This window comes from Vibrio sp. CUB2 (assembly GCF_001557945.1).
Taxonomy (GTDB): Bacteria; Pseudomonadota; Gammaproteobacteria; order Enterobacterales; family Vibrionaceae; genus Vibrio; species Vibrio owensii.
On record NZ_LNRB01000022.1, the window covers coordinates 14,334 to 37,406 of the forward strand.

The 23,073-nt window shown below is 46.5% G+C and carries 15 protein-coding genes, 1 tRNA gene and 1 pseudogene; 8 read left to right on the forward strand and 9 right to left on the reverse strand.

The genetic code is table 11. The annotated features are described in order from the left end of the window. Positions 1 to 58: 58 nt before the first annotated feature. A pseudogene (locus tag ATB78_RS24390) lies at positions 59 to 1,166 on the forward strand (DUF3541 domain-containing protein). Positions 1,167 to 1,202: 36 nt separating this feature from the next. Here the strand turns inward: ATB78_RS24390 and ATB78_RS24395 are convergent. The 3 genes from ATB78_RS24395 to ATB78_RS24405 form a co-directional block, all read right to left on the reverse strand. Next, positions 1,203 to 1,997, reverse strand: a complete 795-nt coding sequence (locus ATB78_RS24395) for a helix-turn-helix transcriptional regulator (protein WP_061010863.1) — start codon at positions 1,995 to 1,997, stop codon at positions 1,203 to 1,205. Positions 1,998 to 2,109: 112 nt separating this feature from the next. Beyond that, positions 2,110 to 3,399 carry a sugar phosphate nucleotidyltransferase gene (locus ATB78_RS24400; protein WP_061010864.1) on the reverse strand — a complete coding sequence of 430 codons (1,290 nt, stop codon included), beginning with the start codon at positions 3,397 to 3,399 and terminating at the stop codon, positions 2,110 to 2,112. Positions 3,400 to 3,609: 210 nt separating this feature from the next. Next, complete coding sequence (locus ATB78_RS24405) at positions 3,610 to 4,818, reverse strand: NupC/NupG family nucleoside CNT transporter (protein ID WP_005438212.1); 1,209 nt, start codon at positions 4,816 to 4,818, stop codon at positions 3,610 to 3,612. Between the two features lie 561 nt (positions 4,819 to 5,379). On the opposite strand from ATB78_RS24405, the gene ATB78_RS24410 reads away from it, so the two are divergent. Next, positions 5,380 to 5,463, forward strand: a tRNA-Leu gene (locus tag ATB78_RS24410). Between the two features lie 31 nt (positions 5,464 to 5,494). Next, complete coding sequence (locus ATB78_RS24415) at positions 5,495 to 6,106, forward strand: DUF2913 family protein (RefSeq protein ID WP_005438213.1); 612 nt, start codon at positions 5,495 to 5,497, stop codon at positions 6,104 to 6,106. Between the two features lie 65 nt (positions 6,107 to 6,171). On the opposite strand, the gene ATB78_RS24420 is transcribed toward ATB78_RS24415, so the two are convergent. After that, positions 6,172 to 7,572, reverse strand: a complete 1,401-nt coding sequence (locus ATB78_RS24420) for a tryptophanase (protein ID WP_061010865.1) — start codon at positions 7,570 to 7,572, stop codon at positions 6,172 to 6,174. A 414-nt stretch (positions 7,573 to 7,986) separates the two neighbouring features. Continuing rightward, complete coding sequence (locus ATB78_RS24425) at positions 7,987 to 9,231, reverse strand: NADH:ubiquinone reductase (Na(+)-transporting) subunit B (protein ID WP_061010866.1); 1,245 nt, start codon at positions 9,229 to 9,231, stop codon at positions 7,987 to 7,989. A gap of 169 nt (positions 9,232 to 9,400) precedes the next feature. Here ATB78_RS24425 and ATB78_RS24430 point away from each other — a divergent pair, with 169 nt between their 5' ends. Further along, positions 9,401 to 9,808, forward strand: coding sequence for a cystatin (locus tag ATB78_RS24430; protein WP_032802191.1), 408 nt, complete (start codon positions 9,401 to 9,403; stop codon positions 9,806 to 9,808). Between the two features lie 47 nt (positions 9,809 to 9,855). On the opposite strand, the gene lhgO is transcribed toward ATB78_RS24430, so the two are convergent. From lhgO to ATB78_RS24445, 3 genes are all read right to left on the reverse strand, one after another. Continuing rightward, positions 9,856 to 11,082, reverse strand: coding sequence for an L-2-hydroxyglutarate oxidase (gene lhgO / locus ATB78_RS24435; RefSeq protein WP_061010867.1), 1,227 nt, complete (start codon positions 11,080 to 11,082; stop codon positions 9,856 to 9,858). Between the two features lie 8 nt (positions 11,083 to 11,090). Then, entirely contained in the window at positions 11,091 to 13,214 is a 2,124-nt protein-coding gene (locus ATB78_RS24440) for a TRAP transporter permease (RefSeq protein ID WP_061010868.1), read from the reverse strand. Positions 13,215 to 13,302: 88 nt separating this feature from the next. Beyond that, positions 13,303 to 14,313 (reverse strand): TAXI family TRAP transporter solute-binding subunit, encoded by a 1,011-nt coding sequence (locus ATB78_RS24445; RefSeq protein WP_005374185.1) that lies wholly within the window; start codon positions 14,311 to 14,313, stop codon positions 13,303 to 13,305. A gap of 836 nt (positions 14,314 to 15,149) precedes the next feature. On the opposite strand from ATB78_RS24445, the gene brnQ reads away from it, so the two are divergent. Together brnQ and ATB78_RS24455 are read left to right on the forward strand one after the other, a co-directional pair. After that, positions 15,150 to 16,457 (forward strand): branched-chain amino acid transport system II carrier protein, encoded by a 1,308-nt coding sequence (gene brnQ / locus ATB78_RS24450; protein WP_061010869.1) that lies wholly within the window; start codon positions 15,150 to 15,152, stop codon positions 16,455 to 16,457. A 163-nt stretch (positions 16,458 to 16,620) separates the two neighbouring features. Further along, positions 16,621 to 17,826 (forward strand): GGDEF domain-containing protein, encoded by a 1,206-nt coding sequence (locus ATB78_RS24455; RefSeq protein ID WP_061010870.1) that lies wholly within the window; start codon positions 16,621 to 16,623, stop codon positions 17,824 to 17,826. A gap of 23 nt (positions 17,827 to 17,849) precedes the next feature. Here ATB78_RS24455 and ATB78_RS24460 read toward each other — a convergent pair whose 3' ends face one another. Next, complete coding sequence (locus tag ATB78_RS24460) at positions 17,850 to 19,199, reverse strand: sigma-54 dependent transcriptional regulator (RefSeq protein WP_061010871.1); 1,350 nt, start codon at positions 19,197 to 19,199, stop codon at positions 17,850 to 17,852. A gap of 178 nt (positions 19,200 to 19,377) precedes the next feature. Here ATB78_RS24460 and ATB78_RS24465 point away from each other — a divergent pair, with 178 nt between their 5' ends. Continuing rightward, positions 19,378 to 21,438: an ATP-binding protein gene (locus tag ATB78_RS24465; RefSeq protein ID WP_061010872.1), complete on the forward strand. Its 2,061-nt coding sequence runs from the start codon at positions 19,378 to 19,380 to the stop codon at positions 21,436 to 21,438. A 147-nt stretch (positions 21,439 to 21,585) separates the two neighbouring features. Beyond that, positions 21,586 to 22,977, forward strand: a complete 1,392-nt coding sequence (gene ascB, locus ATB78_RS24470) for a 6-phospho-beta-glucosidase (RefSeq protein ID WP_061010873.1) — start codon at positions 21,586 to 21,588, stop codon at positions 22,975 to 22,977. The last annotated feature ends 96 nt before the right edge of the window (positions 22,978 to 23,073 follow it).

Here is a 23,073-nt window from a genome sequence, read left to right on the forward strand (position 1 = left end):
CATAGCAAACAAGCATTGATGGTAGGTTTGAATTCTAGCTTTCTAACGGAATGTGTTTATGCGTATCAAACCTCTCAGCTTAGCCGTGTTGCTTTCATGCTCACTGGCTTTCCAAGTGCAAGCCGCGCAAGAGTCTCCTGTTTTGACCTATTCACAATCCGCTCAGTTAATTAAAGATACCTATGAATCTCGGCTCTACACACTGCCTGCGTTTCGTGAAGGGCACTTTGGCCTTCGAATGTATCGCCAAACCCTAGATGACAAATACCTTCCAGCGGTTTGGACAGACATGGCACAAGTCGCCAGTCGCCAGTCGCCTGAACCATTTTGCCAGCGATGTCACCACGCAAGAACAGATCTTCCTCTATTCAGAAGAGCGCCTCGCGAATTACCACGACCAGGAAGATGAAAGAGGTCAGCGCCGCTATACCGTGACCAAGCATCAGCCAGAATATTTTTATTTAGGCGTGGATTTGCTAGGAGCAATGGCGAGAGCAGATGAATATGGCTTAAAACACAAGCAAGATAAGACCTTGAGAAGTGTCTTGCGACGCTATGATTTCGCTCGATACGCCACTGATCCTGAGATGATTGAAGCATGGGCTGCGCAGTTAGCGAATCAGGTGTATTGGTTGCGACAGCTTGGAGAGCAAGATGTGGTGGCGCAGTTTACCAAAGCCTTCCGTAGCACGTATCCTGATAGCCAAGACAAGAAACTGTCACCTCAGCAATACAGCAACAAAATTTATGGTATGACGCACATCATCTTTGGCGATTCGCAATACTACCAAAAGCAGGTGAATGAAGCGGATCACCAATGGATTTATGACTACTTTCGCGACAACATTGACACCATCATCCTGCGTTCAAAAGAAGACGTGATAGCGGAAGTTGGGATTACTTTCTTGTTGGCTGGTTTGGATGACGACCCAGTGGTTGATAAAACACGTCAGGCGATTCAAGGCGCAATCAATACCGAACAAGGCATGATTCCCTCGGTGGAAGGCGATTACGATCTAAAATACGGAGAACACCGCAACGTATTAGCTATTATGCTGCTCGATTGGCAAGGTGTGCATCAAGCACCGACAGTGAAAAACCAACCTTACGCCTTTGAATCCTTGCCTTATGGTCTCATGCCAAAGAAGACTGAACAGTCGCGATAAACGAACAGCAACAGCAATCATTAAAAAGCAGAGTGATTAACTCTGCTTTTTGATCACTTGTTCGTAGCGTACTAAGCGAAAATCCTGAAACCCTTGCATGACACTTAATATCATCGGATTCTCAAAAAACTGCTCACTAGTTCCTGCATAAAACGTCACGCTGTGGCTGTAACAACACTTCTCTAAAAAGCAGTCTTCCATAAACTGATTCAAACTGTGGTCTCGGATCGGGAAGTAAACCGTCAAACCTTTACTGATTTCAGCAATATGAGAAAGCAATGCCGTTCGGATGGTTTTAGTGAGGAACACCACACTCACCAGATAAATCGCATTCTGCTTTTGTTCATAAAGAATGTGCCCCACCAGCATTTTTTTGTAGTAGAAGCAAAATACCTTTGGTTGCGTGAGATGCAGAGCGTCTAATGTATCCGTCACCGCACTGCCGTTTTGCCGATGATGTGACTCACAAATCAACTGTTTGTCATCTTCGTCCAGCTTTTCAAAAGCGACATGGCTACGATGAGTAATCTCATAATCGTACACAGTGCTTAAGTTCTGAAAATTCACCGGGTGTTGCAATGCCTTCTTGACGCTTTTTAGCTCTTGCTCATCATAATGATAAAGCTGCTGAAAGAAGTGAGCGATACCTAGGCGGCGTAACAGTGTCGGTTCTATTCGCCCCCTTTCCCACTGACTGAGAGTGGCTTGATTCAAACTTGAAAACACACGATGAGCGGAAGAAAGTAACTCGGCCAAGGCATCTTGCGAATATTTAGATTTTTTCCTGAAATGTTTTAGTGCATCTGCAAAATGAGCGCGTTCAAACTGCATGCTCTCTCCTAGCCAACTTATTGTAATTTAGAATTTTATTTATCTTTATAAATTAGAATAGACAACAAATTGTCTTTTGGTAGAACCTTATTTAGAAACCACCATACCTTTATTAGAAAGTGTTGGCTGTAACGCCTTCGGGGTAATTCTCGTGCAGAGGCGCAAGTTCACTTTCAAACCCGACGCGACTGCCCCTTGGGATCACCACAAGTCCACCTTCGGTAATAAAGAATTGCTCACTGTCTTTTTCCGGCTTTTCACCAATGACCGTGCCCGGAGCGATATGAACATCCTCTTCGATGATTGCACGGGTAATTCGGCTATTCGCCCCAACTTGGCAGCGCCCCATGAGCACCGCTTCATGCAGGATACTGTTTCTGCCCAAGTCACAGTCAACACCAATCACTGAGCGGATAGAACAAGCTCCTTCAATGTGACATCCTGACGCGATGTAACTGTCTTTAATGCGCCCTTTAATGCCGTCAATTTCATTGCGTTGACAAGGTCTATCTGACTGCGCTTTTTCACTTAACAGCGGCTCTGATTGAGATTTTTTCAAACGGTGGTTTTCCGTCAACAACATCATTTGTGCACGCCAATAGTCGTCAACATTATTCAATCCATGCCAGTACATAGGCGTTTGCTCTGAATAAAGAACTCCGAGATCAAACAACTCAACCTTCACACGACGAGCCATTAGACCAACAATATCCTTAGTCAGATCATGCTGACCATCGAGCTTTTTCGCGTTGGTAAACAATCCCTTTACTAACACTGGACGTTGAAACAGATAGTTCTCTGTCAGCACCATGGCAAAGCCCGGCTTGTTTGGTATTTCTGCAGGATGTTCTGGTTGATGTTGAATACTCACAACTTGACGTTGAGCATCCAGTTCTACGACATGATATTTCGAGGCTTGCTCGACTGGCACCTGTACGACAACCAAAGTCAGTTCTGCTTTTTGGATTTGGTGGTATTGAAGTAACGAGGCAATGTAGTTGCGATGAATTTGCTCACCACCAACCAACAACACATGTTCATCGGTCGGATGATTGATCGAATCAAGATTCTGCAACAGTACATCGGTCCAATTTTGTTCCAATGTAGGCAAGAGCCTTGTTTGAGGATAAGTAGTTTGAGGATAAGTCGGCTCAAGCACTTCGATGCGTGCTTGATAGTTTTGCCACGCCTGTTCGATATGAGTGTTTAACGCAGCACAATGAAAGCGGGTTAAAACCAGATTTCGTTTAACGCCTGCCTGAATCAGATTACTTAAAGCAAAATCAATCAAACGATGAGATCCCGCAAACTGCGTGACCGATTTACAACATGTTTCTGTGAGAGGCCCTAGCCCTGTCCGCTCTCTATCGGCAAGCACCACCGATACGACTTTTGACGTCACGCTCTTCCTCCTTGTCATATTAACAAATTAGAAAGTAAGCCCAAACCGTACGGCAATACTATTCGATATAAGGAGCAAATGACTCAGAAATGAATAATACAGAGCGATGTACTCTTAAATATTTAACCAACCTCTCATTCGGTAGCCTAATAAAATAAAACCCACCAAATTGGCGGGTTTCATTAAAGTATTTTATGAGCTGGTATTCCTTTATAGCGAGATAAAGATACCCGCCAAACATGCACTCATTAGGTTAGCTAGCGTGCCTGCTGCTACCGCTTTCAAACCCATGTTCGCTACGTCTTTACGACGCTCTGGAGCCATCACACCGATAGAACCAAGTTGAATGGCAATAGAACCGATGTTTGCGAAACCACACAGCGCAAACGTGATAATCACTTGCGTGTGTTCAGTCAGCGTTGCTTTATGTTGTACGAAGTCGATGAATGCCACGAATTCGTTCATTACGATTTTCTGACCGATGTAAGAACCAGCCGCTAGAACTTCGTGACTAGGCACACCAATCAACCAAGCAAGAGGAGCAAATAGGTAACCAAAGATTGCCTGTAGCGTGATACCCGCAAAGCCGAACATTTCGCCTAGGTTTTCTAGACCCGTGTTCACCATCGCAATCACACTCACAAACGCGATCAGCATTGTACCTACCGCAACCGCGACTTTCATACCGCCCATCGCACCGCTTGCTAGCGCGTCGATCACGTTGCTCTCTTCTGATTTGTCTAGCTCGATGTTGTTGTAATCACTTGGTGTTTGACGCTCTGGCACAATGATTTTTGCCATCAACAAGCTACCTGGTGCTGCCATGAAGCTTGCTGCGATTAGGTATTTCAGCTCTACACCTAAACCTGCGTAACCACCTAGAACACTACCCGCTACTGATGCCATACCACCCGCCATTACCGCGAACAGTTCTGAACGAGTCATGTTTTGCAAGAAAGGACGGATAAGAAGTGGCGATTCGCCTTGAGATAGGAAGATGTTACCTGTTGCAACAAGAGATTCTGCTTTGCTGGTACCCAAGAATTTTTGGATTGCACCACCGATAAATTGAATCACTTTTTGCATGATACCCAAGTAGTAAAGGGCAGAGATAAGAGCGCTGAAGAAGATAATGATAGGAAGAACGCGAACCGCGAAGATGAAGCCAGTAGAAGCAAGGTCACCAAAGAGGAATTTGATGCCTTCATCGGCAAAACTTAATAACCCTGCAACACCACTACTCAAACTCGCCAGTGCCGCTTGCCCCCAAGGGAAATAAAGCACTAAAGCTGCAAAACCCATTTGAAGCAACAATGCTCGAGACACGGTTTTCCAATTGATTGAAGAACGGCTCTCTGACAGCAGGAACGCACAACCTAGTAGTGCAACAATACCAAATAGACTAAATAGAACACTCATGAATCGGACCTACTGAACGTTGAAAAAGAAAGGAGCGCCAAAAGCATTGGCAGAAGAAAGAGACAACGTATCGAGTGACCATGCACTCGCAGATCCAGATTGGAGGAAGAACGGATAGTTCGACATCTTATTTTTACCTTATACAAGCAATTGAACGTAGCTGGTCCGGTCCGTGGGGTCATTCACTGCTAGAGAGTTCGTAACTCATCTCGCTCCATGTGACGGCTTGTATGGGTAAGGGTCCTGAACAACGAACCCTAATTCCCGCTTAAACGGGTCGCAAGTATAGCCATCAAAACGAGAGTTTCATCACATTTATTTACGCAAACGTTCAAGCGTTCATAATTTAAGCAAAGATGCCTTTTTATGGTCATACTTGTAGGGAAAATAGGGGTATTAGGAGGGAAAGATAAGATGAAATGGCCAAAAATGAACAATAAATGTTCAGTTGAACACCAAAGACCAAAAATGAGCAATTTTGCTCTCGCCAATCTATGGATTTTGGATATACAATTTGGAACGCTTCATTCCGAAGCCTCTGTGTATTCAGAGCATCATGATGCCGAGATGGTGAAATTGGTAGACACGCTAGCATGAGGTGCTAGTGCCTTTGGTGTGAGGGTTCGAGTCCCTCTCTCGGCACCATTCCTTTCTTTACAAAGAAATTTAGAGTGTAATGCAAAGTTCTAAGCAGGCAAAACAATCCGCGGACGCTAATCAATTACTTAGCGAACTTGCGGTGCACGCTTTATTACACCTGCACTTCAAAATCCACGCGTCATCGCGAATTATCCCCTTAAAAGAACGTAACGACCTGCTCCAGAAGTGGTTAAAACCGAAACTAAAAAGCAATCGCTACAAACTGATTAAAAAGCCATTAAAGTCTCTGACTCAACAGGCAAAAGGGGAAAATGGCAATTTAGAAGCCTTACTCGAACGTTGTGTAGGTGCCGATAAACCAGGAAACCCACAGCCTCACCTCGACAGTTACCTACTGTTGATCAATGAAGTTGAGAAAAAACTGGGTACGACTGTACTACTTTCTCGTCCGGAAGATGTGGATCTTTCCCACGACCAACATGGTTGCTTGTTGTGTGTGTTGTCAGAGAACTTAAACCAACATTTCGACGACAATAACGCCTTAATTGCACCAATTTCGATGCTTTTCCGTGGGCCAATGAGCCAACGTTCGTTGTTCCTAGGTAGTATTTATGCGAACAACACCTTCAATTACGAAGTGTTGTATCAAGACGAGCAATTTGTGCGAATCACGCTAGAGTTAGCGTAATCGCAAACGGCAAAGATAAAAAAGGCTGCGAACACCGCAGCCTTTTGCTTTTCTAGAAACCCATCTTAGTCAATATTATGAAAACGTGCAGTGAAGTGACGAAGCACTGGCGGCTCGTAATCAAAGGTTAACCCCTTCAACTCATGCGCTCGGTCCTTCAACTCAATGATAGCATCGGCGATGTAGTCCATATGGTCGTTGGTGTACACACGACGCGGAATGGTCAAACGCATCAACTCTAGCTCAGAGGCTTTCTGTTCACCGGTTTCCGGATCTCGACCAAGCAACAGTGAACCAATCTCTACCGCTCGAATCCCCGCCTCTAAGTACAAAGCATTACACAACACTTGTGCAGGGAATTGCTCTGGTGGGATATGAGGCAAAATCTTAGCCGCATCAACAAAGACGGCATGACCACCGGTTGGATATTGAATTGGAATGCCACCTTCACGCAGACGCTCACCCAAGTACTGAACTTGGCTGATGCGGTAGTGAAGGTAATCCTCATCAGCGCCTTCATACAAACCACGAGCCAAGGCTTCCATATCACGTCCAGCCATACCACCGTAAGTGACAAAACCTTCCATCGGAACGCAACGTGTTTGTACAGCTTGGAATAGCTCTTGGTGATCGCGAATACAACACATACCACCAATGTTCACCATTGGGTCTTTCTTCGCTGACATGGTGAGCATATCGCCGTATTGGTACATCTCACGGATGATTTCCAGAATCGACTTGTTTTCGTAACCCGCTTCACGCTGCTTGATAAAGTAAGCGTTTTCGCAGTAGCGAGCTGAGTCGATCACCACAGGGATATCGTATTTGGTTGCGATTTCGTACACGCTGCGCATGTTTTCCATCGACACAGGCTGACCGCCAGAGCTGTTGCACGTGACCGTTGTAATGATCGCACAGATGTTATGAGAGCCATGTTCTTCAATCGTTGCCACCAGCTTATTGAGGTCAAAGTTCCCCTTCCAGTCGTATGGCGTGGTGGTGTCAAACGCTTCTTCCGTCACTACGTTTATCGCTTTACCGCCATTGAGTTCAATGTGGCCCGCTGTAGTATCGAAGTGGTAGTTTGAGATGAACACTGGTGTCTCACCTCCACGAACCTGACGCATGCGCTCAATCAGAGCTGGGAATAAGATTTGCTCGGCACCACGGCCTTGGTGTGCTGGCACAGTAAGCTTGTAACCAAAGAAATGCTCTACTGCATCACACAAGTTGTAGTAGTTGCGACTCCCCGCGTAGGACTCATCACCCATCATGATGCCTGCCCACTGATTGTCACTCATAGCACCAGTGCCAGAGTCGGTCAGCAGGTCGATGTAAACATCATCACTGCGAAGAAGAAATGGGTTAAAACCCGCTTGTTTAAGGGCAACTTCTCTGTCAGCCAATGTCGTCATTTTGATTGGCTCAACCATTTTAATGCGGAACGGTTCTGGGATACGTTTCATTATTAATTTCCTTATACGCATTGCTTTGCGCGAATAAGCGCAATCTGCTTCAATTTCTTGATTTTTATTAGAAAAATAGAAAGGTTCAATGCGGGCGCATTGAGGAAATTAACGAACAGAGATTTTACTGAGAAGGGACAAACCGTAATCGAGGTTATACCAGAACGACAGCACTAAACGGCTATCAAGAATATCCTTAATTCTCGTCATTCTCGTCCTCCTGATCTAAGTGAAGTAAAGGTCAGCGACACTGCGCCGCCGACCTTTCCACTATAGAGCAAGATTTAAACAATTTTCAGTGAACCCGCCCTCACTTTTCATACCAATAAACTATAAAATTCCAAGTTTTTAAGGACTTATTGGCAACCAGTTGCAGGTAGAAACCTCAATATAATTAGGGCTACTTATTGCAAATCACCCTGCGGCACGACGCTTGACTCTGCGTTTGATATTCTGCTCTTTCACCATGTAGTCGAACAGAGGTGCGAATAAGTTGGCAAACAAAATCGCTAACATAATGCCCTCTGGGTAAGCAGGGTTGAGCACTCGGATAAATATCGTCATCACACCAATCAAGATCCCGTAAGCCCATTTACCACCATTGGTGAAGGCAGCCGATACTGGGTCGGTGGCCATGAAGAAAGTGCCGAACGCGACGCCACCAATCACAAAGTGCCAATAGAAAGGCATAGAGAACATGGGATTGGTATTCGAGCCAATTACATTAAGCAGTAGCGACGTCACTGCTAAACCAACAAAAACACCCGCAACAATCCGCCACGAGGCGATCTTCATAAAGATCAGCACCAGACCAGTAAGCGCGATCAGCAGGGTCGAGACTTCTCCCATAGAGCCCGGCAAATTACCGACGAAAGCGTCCATCCAAGAGATAGGTTGACCTGTCATGTTGTTGGTCAAAGCGCTCTGACCCCCTTCGTACCATTGGCTCAACGGTGTAGCGCCAGAATAACCATCTGCCGCGATCCAAACCGCACCACCAGACATATTGGCTGGATAGGCGAAGTACAAGAACGCACGCCCTGCCAATGCGGGGTTTAAGAAGTTACGTCCCGTACCACCGAAGATCTCTTTCGCCACCACGATACCAAAAGTGATACCCAGTGCGGCTTGCCACAACGGAATGGTAGGCGGGAGAATTAACGCAAACAGAATGGAGCTAACAAAGAAGCCTTCATTCACCTCGTGCTTGCGGACGATAGCAAACAGCACTTCCCAAAAACCGCCAACTACAAACACAGTCGCGTAGACAGGCAAAAAGTAGGTTGCACCGACCAGCATTTTACTCGCCCAACCCGCTTGGCTGGCAGCTTCTACTGAACCCCAAACCCAACTCAGCCCCCAAGAGGCATCAATGGCTTGTTGAGCGGCAGCTTGGTCAAGACCATAAAGCAGAGCATCGCTGGATTGCTGACCGATGTTATACATACCCCAAAACATCGCGGGGAATACGGCTAACCACACCATGATCATGATGCGCTTCAAATCGATACTGTCTCGAACATGGGTTACGCCGTGGTTCACTTTACCCGGCGTGTAAAAAAGGGTTTCAACAGCTTCGAAGAGTGGGTAGAACTTGTGGTATTGGCCTCCCGGTTCAAACTTTGGTGAGACCTTTTCAAAATAATGCTTCAGACTCATAACGTCTCCTCCTCTAAAGAGTGTTACGAGCCGCTATCAAAAGCGATCGTTTTTAGCCTGTTTAACTCCCCCATTACGTATTTATCTGTTGGCACAGAAGACCTTACTATTATGTAAACCGTGAAAGGCGTGCTTATACTCAATCAATAACAAAACAATGGAGTGGATTATGAAGTTAAGGATGATGTGGACCGCGATGATGTCGTTGGCCGCTTTTTCATTTGCAGGTAACGCATTGGCCGTGGACAAGCAAATGTCTCCTGGTTTGAAGAAGAAAATGCAAGCCATCTGTGGCTCGAAAGGCGGTGTCCCTGGAGGTTGGCAAGTGGCGAAAGTGACACCGGATGCAGAGCGCTCGCTCAGCATGATTCTGCATCAAATGAATGCGACGGATAAGTTAAAGCAAATCAATGATGTCAGAACTCAAATCGTCGGCGGTACACACTATGCGATGGAGTTTGAGCTTAAAGATGGAGAAGTCTGGAACGCGATAGTTCTGCACAGTGCTCGCGGCGATTACATGATCGAGAGGCACGCCAAGAAAGGTGAACTCTGCCCTAAAGATGGCAACTCCTAATTCCCAGACTCAAATACAATAAAGGCGACAGTTACGTCGCCTTTGTTTTATGCCGTTTTCGCTTCTATCTTCTCATTCACTTTATCGCAAATGTATTCCCCAATCGGCATTGCAGATGTCGCTGCAGGAGAGGGGGCGTTGCAAACGTGTAGGCTTCTTGCGCTCTCGGCAAACAAGAAATCATGAACCAAAGTGCCATCGGATAACACTGCTTGCGCGCGAATACCCGCAGGATATGGTTTGAGATCGTCGACCTTGATGCTTGGGCAATATTTGTTGACCAACTTGAGGTAGCCCGGCTTCCACCACGAGTTCTTAAACTCATCCAGTCCGGTTTTTAGATGCTTTTGTGTCACCTTCCAAAAGCCGGAGAAACTGAGCATTTGCATGGTATCTTGCAAGCTGAAGTTAACCTTGTCGTACCCTTCTCGCTTCCAGCCTTGCACCGCATTTGGGCCAACAGTCACACTGCCATCAATCATGCGAGTCAGGTGGACACCCAAAAAAGGCAAATCAGGGTCGGGAATTGGATAAATAAGATGATTCACCACTTGGTCGTGTTTGCTATCTAAGCGGTAGTATTCACCACGATAAGGGATGATCTGAAAATCGGTTGGAATACCCATCATCTTAGTCATACGATCCGCCATCAAGCCGCTGCAAGTAACCAAGAACTTGGCATTGAGCTGCATGGTTTGACCGTCTGAAGTGCAGGTCAGTTGGACTTCTTCGTCCTTCTCTTCGGCAGCCACCACTTTGGTTCTCAGGCTAATTTGACCTCCGAGCTTTTTGAACTCTTCCGCCATCTGCTCAGTAACAAAACGATAATCGACAATACTGGTGGTTTTGACATAAATCGCGCCCAAGCCTGTGATGTTTGGCTCAGCCAGCTTGAGTTGAACTTGATCGAGTAGCTTTACGTCGATGCCGTTGACATGGCAGCGCTCATAGAGGGCATTCATGCGTTCGACTTCTTGCTCGTTGGTCGCAACCAGTAACTTGCCACAGTTCTCCACCGGAATATCGTGCTGAGCACAGAACGAAATGGTTCGCTCTACCCCACGCTTACAAAAATCCGCTTTTAAGCTGCCCGGAGCATAGTACACCCCGGCATGAATCACGCCGCTATTGTGTCCGGTTTGGTGCTTGGCAAAACCGGACTCTTTCTCAACCAATAAAATGGATTTGTTTGGGTGACGCTGCTGCAGTTGCCATGCCGTCGACACACCAACGATACCGCCACCAACAATGATGTAGTCATAGACTGATTTCATACGACCTCTTATAAAACCGATAGTTGAGATTGTTGCAATTTGAACTTGCGACCACTGTAAATGAACATCGCGATAAATACCGCGCAGCTTGCCACACGAACCAACATTGGGATGTCGTGCCAAACCAGCAATGTACCCACCACTACCAACAAGAGACGCGTCAGAATGTTTAGAGGACCTTCCAAGTAGCCTTCAATCGCACCAATCAATGCATAGGTTCCGATGATGGCGAAGAAGCCCACGGTAATCACCGACGTTACATCCCAACTTACTAAGCCTGTGTAAGCAATCAACAACGGTACAAGATACAAACCTTTGGCAATTTTCCACGCCATCAAACCGGTACGCATTGGCGGTGTTTTAGCAATGGTTGCCGCAGCAAATGCGGTCAAACACACAGGAGGTGTAACGTTGCTGTCTTGCGATAACCAGAAGATGATGAGGTGAGCAGCCAGCAACGCCAAGCCTACCGCTTCCATACCCAAACTTTGCTCTAGTAGGGTTTCCATAAAGTCCGCAGGCACTAGCGCCACCATTTCTTTTGCGGTTTCCAACGCCATTGGTGCGTTAAGTAGTTCCAGCTTTTCTGGCGCCGCCAACATAAATATGGCTTTTGCTTGTTCAGGCAATTGACCTGATACCATCAATTCAAGCAATTGGTTTTCGGCAATTAACTTGTAAAGCGCAGGGGCAGACAGTGTACCCAATACAATATACGCCGCTGTCACAGGTAAACCCATACCTAAAACAAGAGAAGCGAGCGCAATCAGAACGATCATGATGAACAAGTCACCATTCGCCCAACCGTCGATCATCAATGAGAACGTGTTGCCGATACCCGTTGTGCTGATCACATTGATCACCAGACCAATACCCACCAGCAATACGGCAGTTGTCGCCATGTTTTTCGCGCCTTGCGAAAGTGCTTCGATGATCGCTTTTGGTCCCATCTTGTGATCTTTCGAGAACCAAGACGCCACCACCACTGAGATGATCGATAAGCCAGCAGCATAAGTTGGCGTAAAGCCTTGAACTAAAAGAGTAACTAACACCGCTAGTGGGATAAGGTTGTGCCAACCGCTGATCAACACTTTCAGTAAAGATTCATCGCTGGTAGTGATCTTTTGAACGCCGCTGCGTTTGGCTTCAATACGCACAAAGAACGCAACAGACAAGAAATAGATAAGAGCAGGGATGAAAGACACCGCGATAATATCAACATACGGAATTTGCGTGTAAGACGCCATGATGAAAGCACCCGCTCCCATCACTGGTGGCATCAACTGACCACCTGTCGAAGCTGCAGCTTCAACCCCCGCAGCAAAGCGCGAAGGGAAACCTGCTTTTTGCATCAACGGAATACTGATAACACCGGTTGAACCCGTATTTGCCACACTAGAGCCTGATACTGACCCCATCAACCCGGAGCCAATCCCCGCAATAAACCCCGGACCGCCGATGATTTTGCCAGCCGCAGCACGTGCCACATTGATGATGTAATCGCCGACACCAGAGCGAACAAGAAACGCACCAAACAGAATGAACATAAATACGAAAGTCCAACTGATGCGCGAGATAGAGCCAAACATGCCCTCAGAAGAATAAAAGCTACGGTAGAGCAAAGTTTCCATGCTCAAACCCGGGAAGTGGAAAATGCCTGTCGCCCACTTACCCCAAAACACAACGTAACTGAGACACACCACAATCAACACTGGAATAAACCAGCCCATGGTGCGTCGAATCAGTTCGATAACAATCAAAATTGCCATGATGGCGAAGACCCAATCGCTGGTCACGAACTTCACACCGCGTTCGTACAGCGCATCTTCGGCATAAGGAATGTAGAGCAAACACGCGACCGCGCCCATAGCAATCAACACATCGATACCGAGTGCAACCTTACTCTGCTTGAGAGAGATATGAGCCGGATACCAAAGCGCACAAATCACCGCGAAGCCAGCAAAGTGGGTCGCGGAAATCCATAACTCTGGTAACGTCGATAAGGTATTAAACCAAATGTGCAAAGCAGACAACACCACGCCAAACACTGTGATTGTGATGGTTACCCACAGAAAATCAGTGCGCGTGGGCAGCTCAAATTTCTGCAATTCCTTTTCTATTGAGTCGCTCATCTCATACTCCAAGCTCTGGCGGCTTTTTCCATCTTAGAAATCGGTAGGGATAAAATGCCCCGAGCCAAAACTCGGGGCCAAGTTAGCGTTATTTCGCCATTAGGTCTGATGGGATTTCGATGCCCATTTCTTTGTAGTAACGCGCCGCACCTGGGTGAAGGGGCACTGGCAAGCCAGCAATCGCTTTCTCAATCGCCATTGCTTTGGTTGCTTTGTGGATCCCTTGTAGGAAAGGCAGGTTCTCGTAGATCGCTTTGGTTAGCTGGTAAACGTCTTCTTCCGAGATATCTTCACGAACTGCCAAGAAGTTTGGCTGTGCAATGGTGGTGATCGGCTTATCTAGACCCGGGTACGTGTTCGCTGGGATCTCGTACTTCGTCCATAGGTTGTAATTGCCGTTCGCCTCTTTGATTTGTTCGTCAGTAAACGAAAGAATCGAAATGTCTTTACCCAGCGCAGCAAAAGCTTGAGTAACCGCACCAACAGGTACACCTGCAGGCGTGTTCATACCGTCAATGGTGCCGTTTTGAAGTGCACTCGCACTACCGCCGTAGCCCATGTAAGCAAGATTGAATTTATCAGGGTCTACCTTCAGACCTTTCATGATTTGGCGACCAGAGTTTTCAGTACCTGAGTTCTTCTTACCGATAGAGAACTTCTTGCCATCTAGGTTGTTCAGGTCTGTCACTGTGCCCGTTTTTGCTAAGTCAGAACGAACAATAAAGTGCTCAACGTTTTGCCACAACATAGAGACCGAACGCAGCTGTTCTTGGCGACCGCTTTTCTCATAAGGACCTTCGCCAGACCAAGCCCATGCACCGTAAAGACCTTGTAGAATCGCGAACTGTGCTTCATTTTCGTTCAGCAGTTTGACGTTTTCACCAGAGCCCGCAGAGCTGATTGCAGAAAGGGAGAAGTGGTGCTTTGGTGCCAATTTCACTTTGCTTAACGTCGCCAACGCTACGCCCACAGGGTAGTAAGTACCACCAGTCGATGCCGTTGCAAGAATGTAGCTACGATCTTCTGCCGCAGCGTTAGCAGCAATACCAAAAGAAGTCACAGCGACAGCCAAAGCTTTTACCAGCTTATTCATTTTCATTATTACTCTCCGTGTAGTCGTTTCACGATTTGGGATTTACATCATGTTAAATCTTTATTAACAACACATTCCCTAGAGCAATTGAAATGCCAACTTTTAACCCTTTGTATTTATTGAACTAAGTGCTGAAAGACATCAAAAATGAGCAAAATTATGCTGATTTGATAGCAAAGTAATGAGCAAGATCTTGCTCATTGAAGAGAAGAAGGTTGCACGCCTAGATCGCAAAAGGTTAATAAAATGTGATCAAGACAAAATAAATGCACGATTCACTAATAAGCAATATTTTGCCGATGCAATTTTGGATTGAACTGCAACTAGTGAGCGTCTTAACAATAAGAAGAAAAAGCGCATCATTCTAAACTGCTCACTTTATCAGCGGAGGTTTATAGCCTAAACGACTACAAATAGCACAAAATTACAGCAAAACAAGCCATGTTACAGAAATGAAAAGTCATTTATTCTGATTTTGAATTTAAAAACCAGTTCGATCCACCAGTTCAGAAACAAACATTGACCGTATCAACTTATTTTCTACTTCGGGGTTGTGCCAATAGCCCTATGTTCGTTAGGGTAACAACACGCCAAGGCAAACGTATTCCTTGGTATTTTTTCGTCATTAAGGATCACCCATGTCAGCAACTGCGCAATTACAATTCGCTTTAAAACGCCCATCTGGCGTTGCTGCTGCGATCCTCCTGCTCTCTCTGAAACTGATTCAGAGCTGACAGGCTATATCTAAACTTTCTGTCAGCTTGAGAAGAAGCTGACGGGAACACCACATACTCCTCCCATTCCTTTCAGTTTCTTCCAAGCGAAACATAAGAGGAATAACAATGTTAAGCGCACGCAATATCGCCGCTTTGGGCTTCATGACTTTCGCCATGTACTTAGGCGCAGGTAACCTGATCTTCCCTCCATTTTTGGGTTATCAAGCAGGTGAAAACTTTCTGAGCGGGATGTCTGGCTTCCTCTTAACGGGCGTAGGTCTGCCTGCGATGGCACTGGTGATGGTGGCTATCGTAAACGGTTCAGACAAATTAACCGCTGCCCTACCTAAACCTTTGGCGACCAGTTTTTGGGTAATGGTATTTATCGTGATTGGCCCTGCGTTCGTAATACCACGGGCGATTACCGTCGCTTACCAATTCAGCTTTGCACCAATGTTTGGAGATGCCGCTTTGGTGCCTTTCACTATTGCCTTCTGTGCTATCACCGTCTTGTTTGCGCTATACCCGGGCAAATTGGTCGACAACCTAGGCAAAATCTTAACGCCTGCATTGATGGCTATCTTAATCATCATGTCTGTAACGGCTTTGGTTTCTCCTGCTGGCGAGCTAACTGCCGCAACGGGACCATACGTATCTGGCGCATTTGCTGAAGGCTTGACCCAAGGCTACATGACCATGGATGCGCTAGGCTCTATCGGTTTTGGTTGGATTATCTTCCGCGCGATTCGCAGCATGGGTGTGGATTGTCCGAAAGCCACCGCAAAATACACGCTAATTGCCGCTTTGATGTACGCGGTTGCTATGGCATTTGTCTACATCTCATTGGCTTACATTGGCTCAACAAGCTCATACTTGGGTTCTGAGTTCAGCAATGGTGGCGACATTTTAACGGCATTCACCTTCAGCCACTTCGGCGCATTTGGCTCACTATTACTAGGTGCCGTGATGGTATTGGCGTGTTTGACTACTGCTATCGGCGTAACCACCGCAGGCAGTGAGTTCTACGACAACACTTTCAGCAAAGTGAACTACAAAGGCTGCGTTATCACGACAATGGTATTGGCTGGTTTGATCGCCAACGTAGGTCTGGAGCAACTATTGGCTATCACATTACCAGCGGTTGTGGCGCTTCACCCAGTAGCGATTGCGTTGATGATCATGGCTCCTGTGCGCAACAAGATGTCGCAAATCATGGTCGTCGCGACGGCGTTCACAGCTCTAACGTTTGGTTGTATTGATGCGCTGCACATCTTAGGTTACATGCCAGAAGCCGCAAACCAATGGTTAGACAGCAACATGCCGCTGTACCACTACTTTGCGAGCTGGATTGTTCCAACGATTTCGATGGTGATTGTGGGTGTAATGGCGACCAAACCAAAAGCGCAGTTGACGGTTGCCGAATCTACAAATTAAGACATATTCCAGACCGAAGCCCACCAAGTGTGGGCTTGTTCCATTAATAACCAAAAGTATCGCTATCCGAGACATCTGGCATTAATTGCTCTACTATAAGTCGTGTTTATATTTAATAAACTTATGATTTATAAAATATAAGATGGGCGGCTAGGATGGCGACATGGACAACTTCTCTTTAGATATAAGAACTCTCAACTTCATCATTATACTTTTCTCTTGTATCTACTCAGTCGGATTGCTTTTTACCCAATACCAACAGCGCAAAATTCCTGGGTTAACCTGTTTTGCTATCTCATTGTTATTCATTGGGGGTGGGCCTTTACTCCTGAGTTTTCGGGACAGCGCTTCCGACTGGCTCACCGTTGTCGCTTCTAATACTACATTGCTCATTGGCTTTCTACTGACACTTTATGGTGTTTGTATCTTCCGCGCTTTTACACTTAGGATCGCCTACGGTTTCACTGTTGTGCTACCCGTTGTTGTCGCTCTCACTTACTACTTCACTTTCCACGTTCCCTCTATCCGTGTCCGTATTCTGGTGATCAGTGTTTACTTATCAGCAGTAACGTTAGCAAGTGGTTGGGCGATGATGAAAGGCGACAATCAAGACGATAAATGGCCAATGATTGGCATGGCTGCTTCGCTAATTGGATATGGCGCTTTTATGGCCGTGCGAGTCATTTGGTCTTATTTTGGTACAGAATTAACGAGCTTTATGTCTGCAGGACTGATCCATCAGCTCACCTTCCTATTTAGCATCTGCCTTGTCGTCTCAATGAGCTTTTGCATGCTTTGGCTAATCAACGCTCGTTTATTAATTTCGATTGAAAACCTTTCGATTCAGGATGCGCTGACTGGATTACTTAATCGCAGAGCCATGGAAAAGGTTATACCGAAGATGGTACAGCGAGTAATCGACAAACACGAAAGCTTAAGCATCATCATGACGGACATTGATAACTTTAAACACATTAACGACGCATGTGGACACTTAGCTGGGGATGAGACGATTGTGAGAGTGGCAAACATTATGACCCGTTACCTTCCTCAACAAGCCCAAGCCATTCGCTTTGGAGGCGATGAGTTTATGGTTGTACTTCCAAAACACACAGCCCAACAAGCGGCAGAGTATGCTGAGAAAGTTCGCAGTTGGGTAAGAACAGAGCCATGCTGCGCCGCAAGCAACACACCTGTGACCATGAGTTTTGGTGTCGCTCAGATGAAACCGGACGAAACACTTCACGATGTAATTTCTCGCTCCGACCACGCGTTGTATCGCTCTAAAGAGTATGGTCGCGACCGCGTGACTGTCCTCTCCGAGCAAGGCAAAGAACTGACGTTTTCTTCCTTCAAAGAGAGCGCATAAAATAGAGCCCGTAGTTGATTCAGTTAGGTGTAATCAGAGCGATTCAAACCAAATTTCTGCATCTTTTGGTTCAGGGTTCGGCGCGGTAAATCTAACTCAACCATCACATCCGTAATTCGTCCTTGGTGTCGAACTAGCGAGTCATGCAGCACCTTACGCTCAAAGTTGTGTAGCTGAATCGCCAACGGAACGCCTGCTTGTGTCTCTTCGGTTGTAGAAGATGGTCGACTGGAGAGAATTTCCATTACGGAGACGGTTTCATCCAAGGCAAAACGCATCGCGACATTCCTTAGCTCACGCACGTTACCGGGCCAAGCGTAAGCAAGAATGGCTTTTCTATCGGCTTCACTCAGCGGACGACTCTCAGGGTTACTTTTCAGAGCAAAGTGTTCGAACAAGATCAACGCATCTTCTTCTCGTTCACGTAGCGGTGGCAAATAGATCTGCGCTACATTGAGTCGATAATACAAATCCTGACGAAACTCATCATGATCATTGAGATCTTCTTTCGCGGCAGCGATCACTCTCAAATCAACCGAGATCTGCTGATTGCCTCCAACGCGCTCTACCGTATGTTCCTGTAATGAACGCAGCACTTTCACTTGCATGGACAGCGGCATACTCTCGATTTCATCAAAGAATAAGGTGCCTTTATCCGCGTATTCCAACTTACCAATGCGCTTTTTACCCGCTCCAGTAAATGCCCCAGCTTCGTGCCCAAACAGCTCACTTTCAAACAGATTCTCAGGAATTGCACCACAGTTGATTGGCACAAAATGATGGGTTCTACGTTGGCTTTCATTATGCAAACTGGTCGCCACCAGCTCTTTACCACAACCTGTCTCACCGTAAATGATCACGTTGGTATCAATGCGCGCTAACTTGGCTACTTGTTCTCTAAGCTGTTGCATCACTCGGCTTCGCCCAATCAACACCTCTTCTAAGCCGCTAACGCTAGATAGGTACTCTTGGCGATCTTGAGTAGACGTTTGTGCGCGATAACTCTCGACCGCTTCGGTCACTCGTTGGGATAAACGCTCTGGCTGAAAAGGTTTCTCGATAAAATCGAATGCACCTTTTTGTAACGCCCCTACCGCCATATCGACGTCACCATGTCCGGTGATCAAGATAACTGGCGTTGGAATGTGATTGGCAATCAGGCTTTCTAGTATCGACAAACCATCGGTGTCTGGCAGGCGAACGTCACTGACAATCGCATCAAATTCTTGGCTCAGAATGGCCGCTTTGCCCTCTTCGCCTAAACTGAATGCGGTCACATCGAACCCAGCCAGTTGCAGCCATTGGCTGGTAGCCTGACGAACAATGTCATCGTCTTCGATAAGTGCAATTTTAGGGGTGTCGTCAAAAGCCATGAGTTACTGCCTGCTTTATGGGGTGGGAAAGAAATCGCTCTTTATTAACGGTAGCAAAAACCACTGAGGAGAAAAGGAGCTAGATCTCACTTCTTGCTTACAAGTCTTTAACATCCAACCAGTTAGGCGCACTCTTTAATGACTATCGGTGAGAACGCATTAGCTGAATGGAGTCGGTATGCAGCGCAAAAGGAATGGCAAAACATGGCTTGTGGTCGCAATTGCGGCAGTGCTGATGTTGTCTTGTTATAGCGCCAGCAGAGAGGTGGCTCGTCAGTGGTTGAGTGTACAAACTCAAACCGAAGCTCAACAAAAGCTGCTCGACTATATTGGTGAAGTTCGCCGTGCACTCAAACGCTTCTACCACTTACCTTACCTCGTAACCAATAACCCAGAAACCATCGCGTTTGTGAAAGGGAATCTGACTTATTACGAGCCATTGCAAACCCAACTGACTCAGCTAGATAAAGCCGCCAATACCGAAGGTTGGCTAATCCTGTCTAACTCTGGCGAAGTATTGGTCTCGAGTTTGATCGAAGAGCGCTTTAGCCTGTCCGACCGAAAAGCGATTGTGGAACAAATTCACAATCAAGGCGGCGGTGTATCCTTGGTGAACAAAACCAAAGGTTCGAGCCCGTTGTATTATCTTGCGGCCCCTATCTACGACGGTCTGGATATCGCTGGTATTGTGGTGGTGCAAATCAACCTAAGCTTGCTGACCGAGCAGACCATTACTAGCCAAGACATCATCACGTTGCAGAACCGTCAGCAACGCTTTTTCCTATCAAGCAGCTCGCTTTATAACGCTGACTGGTTTAACGAACCGAACAACACCGTTCAGTTAGAAATGCAGCGCTTATACGACAACACCAATATCAGTGTGTGGACGCTCAACCAGCAACGCTATTTTGCGCACACCGTTAAATTGGATGATTTGAATTGGTACGTCAGCTACCTCACCCCCTCTAAGCCGATTCAACAAACCATCAATGTGATTGGTTGGAGCGTAGCAGCGCTGCTCTTATTGGTTGTATTGCTCGTCATCATTGGCTTACAACGACGACAAAAGCACATCAATCAACAACGAATTCAAGCTCTGTTGGAAGAGTCCCAACGCCGCTTGAAACAGATGATCAATAAGACCCACGTTGGTTTGCTATTGATTGATGAACAAGGGCAACTGTTCGATCTCAACCCAATGGCGAAGCGCTTGTTCTGTTTACCAGAAAGCGTCAATCGACACGCTTTTGCTTGGGAGTTATTCGACGCAGGCAATCCCAATTCCACCACACTTAAGTTACTAAAGGACTTGCCTAAGCATAAAGAGCTCGCAGAGATCAGCACGGTCGAAACCATTGCCAGACGCAGTGACGGTAGCGTCTTCCCTGTCTTGTTCTCGCTGACCAGTTTCCCTTGGCATGGCGAGCAGTATTTCCTTGCGACGATCATCGACATCAGCAAGCGGAAAAAAGCCGAGCAGTCACTGCAACAGGTCAACCAAGAACTGGCGCAACGGGTAGAAGAGCGCACTCAAGCGCTAAAAGAAGCGCAAAGCCAGTTAATTGAATCGAGCAAAATGGCCGCCTTGGGTCGCATGTCGAGCGCGATCACTCATGAGCTCAATCAGCCACTGACGGGCTTGCGTACCCTGCTCACTACAAACGAACTGTTAGCAGAACGTGGCGAAACCGAGATGATGAAAGCCAACAATGTATTAGTGCAGAAGCTGATTGATCGTATGGCAAGCATGACCAGTCAGCTAAAGACGTTCGCCTATAACAAACCAGAAAGCCTACAAGCGATTTCTCTTACCTCCGCACTCGAAGAAACCTTACGCGTTTATCAATCCCAATTAGACAAGGTGGACGTGCGTGTTCGGGTTCCTCATGATTTACCCGACATCATGGGTGAAGAACAACGACTGCTTCAGGTGCTCGGTAATCTTGTCTCGAATGCGCTAGACGCGATGAACCATACCACCAACCCGCAGCTCAGCTTGATCGTCAACCCAACCGGTAATCAGGTCGAACTGATCGTCAGTGACAATGGCTGCGGCGTGTCGGATGAGATGCTTGAATCCATGTTTGAACCCTTCCAAACCTCAAAGAAAATTGGTGAAGGCTTAGGGCTGGGTTTAGCGATTACGGCTAACAATATGCGTGATATGAACGGACAAATTACCGTGCATAAGAATGAACAAAATGGGCTGACTTTCACTCTATTGTTCAAATCAGCCTAAGTTGATATTGATTACAAAATCATCATTAGAACTAGGCATCCCCGCTGTTTGAGAAAAACACGATCTCGATACAAGAATCCCTCCTTGACCTACACTATTCTCAAGCAAATAAAACGAATAACTTCCGAACGATAAAGAGTGAGAAACATGATTAAGTTTCCTGAACATTTTCTTTGGGGCGGTGCTATTGCTGCAAACCAAGTAGAGGGGTCGTACAACCTTGGGGGTAAAGGGTTATCGACATCAGACATGCTGCCAAATGGTATTTTGAGTCCGCATCAAACTCGTGAAGAGCGTACGTCGGGTATCAAAGACGTAGCGATCGACTTCTACAATCGCTACCCAGAAGACATTGCGCTATTCAAAGAGATGGGCTTTAACTGTCTGCGCCTATCTTTGGCATGGAGCCGCATCTTCCCGAACGGTGACGAGCTAGAACCTAACGAAGAAGGTTTGGCCTTCTACGATAAAATTTTTGACGAACTTGCCGAGCACGACATCCAACCTTTCGTGACCTTATCTCACTACGAAATGCCTTACGCACTGGTCGAGAACTATGGCGGTTGGGGCGATCGTCGCGTCATCGAATTCTTCGAACGCTATGCTCGTACCGTGCTGGAACGCTACAAAGACAAAGTGAAGCTGTGGTTAACGTTCAACGAAATCAACATGTCACTGCACGCACCATTTACTGGTGTTGGTTTGCAAGAAGACGCCAGCGAACAAGAGATTTACCAAGCGATTCACCACCAGCTAGTCGCAAACGCAAAAGCGGTGAAACTGTGTCAGCAAATCGTACCAAACGGCAAGATTGGTAACATGCTGCTTGGCGCAATCAACTATCCATACACCTGTAACCCTGATGACGTGCTTGCTGCTATGCATGAAAACAACAAGTGGTTGTTCTTCGGTGATGTACAAACTCGTGGTCAATACCCTGGTTACATGAAGCGTTACTTCCGTGAAAATGGCATTGAAATTCAGATGGAAGCAGGCGATTTAGAAGAGATCGCATCGGCAAGTGTCGATTTCATCTCATTCAGCTACTACGCAAGTGGCTGTGCAAGTGCAGACCCGAAACAGAAAGAAGTGGGTAACATCGTCGATAGCGTACCAAACCCATATCTTGAGAAGAGCCAATGGGGTTGGTTAATCGATCCAAAAGGCCTTCGCGTTCTGCTGAACTTCCTACACGATCGCTACCAAAAGCCACTGTTCGTCGTAGAAAACGGCTTAGGCGCGCGTGATGAAATCGATGAAAACGGTGAGATTCAAGATGATTACCGCATCGCTTACTTGAACGACCATCTTGTACAAGCACATGAAGCAATTTTGGATGGCGTTGAGCTGATGGGCTTCACCAGTTGGGGGCCAATCGATTTGGTCGCGAACTCAACCGCTGAAATGAGCAAACGCTACGGTTACATCTACGTTGATCGCCACAATGATGGCCAAGGTACGTTAGAGCGTAAACGTAAGAAGAGCTTCTTCTGGTATCAAGATGTGATTCGCACTGCGGGCGGCTCGCTCAAAAACTAAGTTACTTGTCTAGATATAAAGTGTATGTGTATTTAGATAGAAAAAACAAAGCCCTGCAAACGCAGGGCTTTTCTTATTCCCGATATTCAGTTGTAT

Excerpts from the sequence above, each read along its gene's own strand:
- ATB78_RS24395 (WP_061010863.1), bottom strand. The coding sequence starts at position 1,997 with ATGCAGTTTGAACGCGCTCATTTTGCAGATGCACTAAAACATTTCAGG.
- ATB78_RS24405 (WP_005438212.1), bottom strand. The coding sequence starts at position 4,818 with ATGAGTGTTCTATTTAGTCTATTTGGTATTGTTGCACTACTAGGTTGT.
- ATB78_RS24415 (WP_005438213.1), top strand. The coding sequence starts at position 5,495 with ATGCAAAGTTCTAAGCAGGCAAAACAATCCGCGGACGCTAATCAATTA.
- ATB78_RS24420 (WP_061010865.1), bottom strand. The coding sequence starts at position 7,572 with ATGAAACGTATCCCAGAACCGTTCCGCATTAAAATGGTTGAGCCAATC.
- ATB78_RS24425 (WP_061010866.1), bottom strand. The coding sequence starts at position 9,231 with ATGAGTCTGAAGCATTATTTTGAAAAGGTCTCACCAAAGTTTGAACCG.
- ATB78_RS24430 (WP_032802191.1), top strand. The coding sequence starts at position 9,401 with ATGAAGTTAAGGATGATGTGGACCGCGATGATGTCGTTGGCCGCTTTT.
- lhgO (WP_061010867.1), bottom strand. The coding sequence starts at position 11,082 with ATGAAATCAGTCTATGACTACATCATTGTTGGTGGCGGTATCGTTGGT.
- ATB78_RS24440 (WP_061010868.1), bottom strand. The coding sequence starts at position 13,214 with ATGAGCGACTCAATAGAAAAGGAATTGCAGAAATTTGAGCTGCCCACG.
- ATB78_RS24445 (WP_005374185.1), bottom strand. The coding sequence starts at position 14,313 with ATGAAAATGAATAAGCTGGTAAAAGCTTTGGCTGTCGCTGTGACTTCT.
- brnQ (WP_061010869.1), top strand. The coding sequence starts at position 15,150 with ATGTTAAGCGCACGCAATATCGCCGCTTTGGGCTTCATGACTTTCGCC.
- ATB78_RS24455 (WP_061010870.1), top strand. The coding sequence starts at position 16,621 with ATGGACAACTTCTCTTTAGATATAAGAACTCTCAACTTCATCATTATA.
- ATB78_RS24460 (WP_061010871.1), bottom strand. The coding sequence starts at position 19,199 with ATGGCTTTTGACGACACCCCTAAAATTGCACTTATCGAAGACGATGAC.
- ATB78_RS24465 (WP_061010872.1), top strand. The coding sequence starts at position 19,378 with ATGCAGCGCAAAAGGAATGGCAAAACATGGCTTGTGGTCGCAATTGCG.
- ascB (WP_061010873.1), top strand. The coding sequence starts at position 21,586 with ATGATTAAGTTTCCTGAACATTTTCTTTGGGGCGGTGCTATTGCTGCA.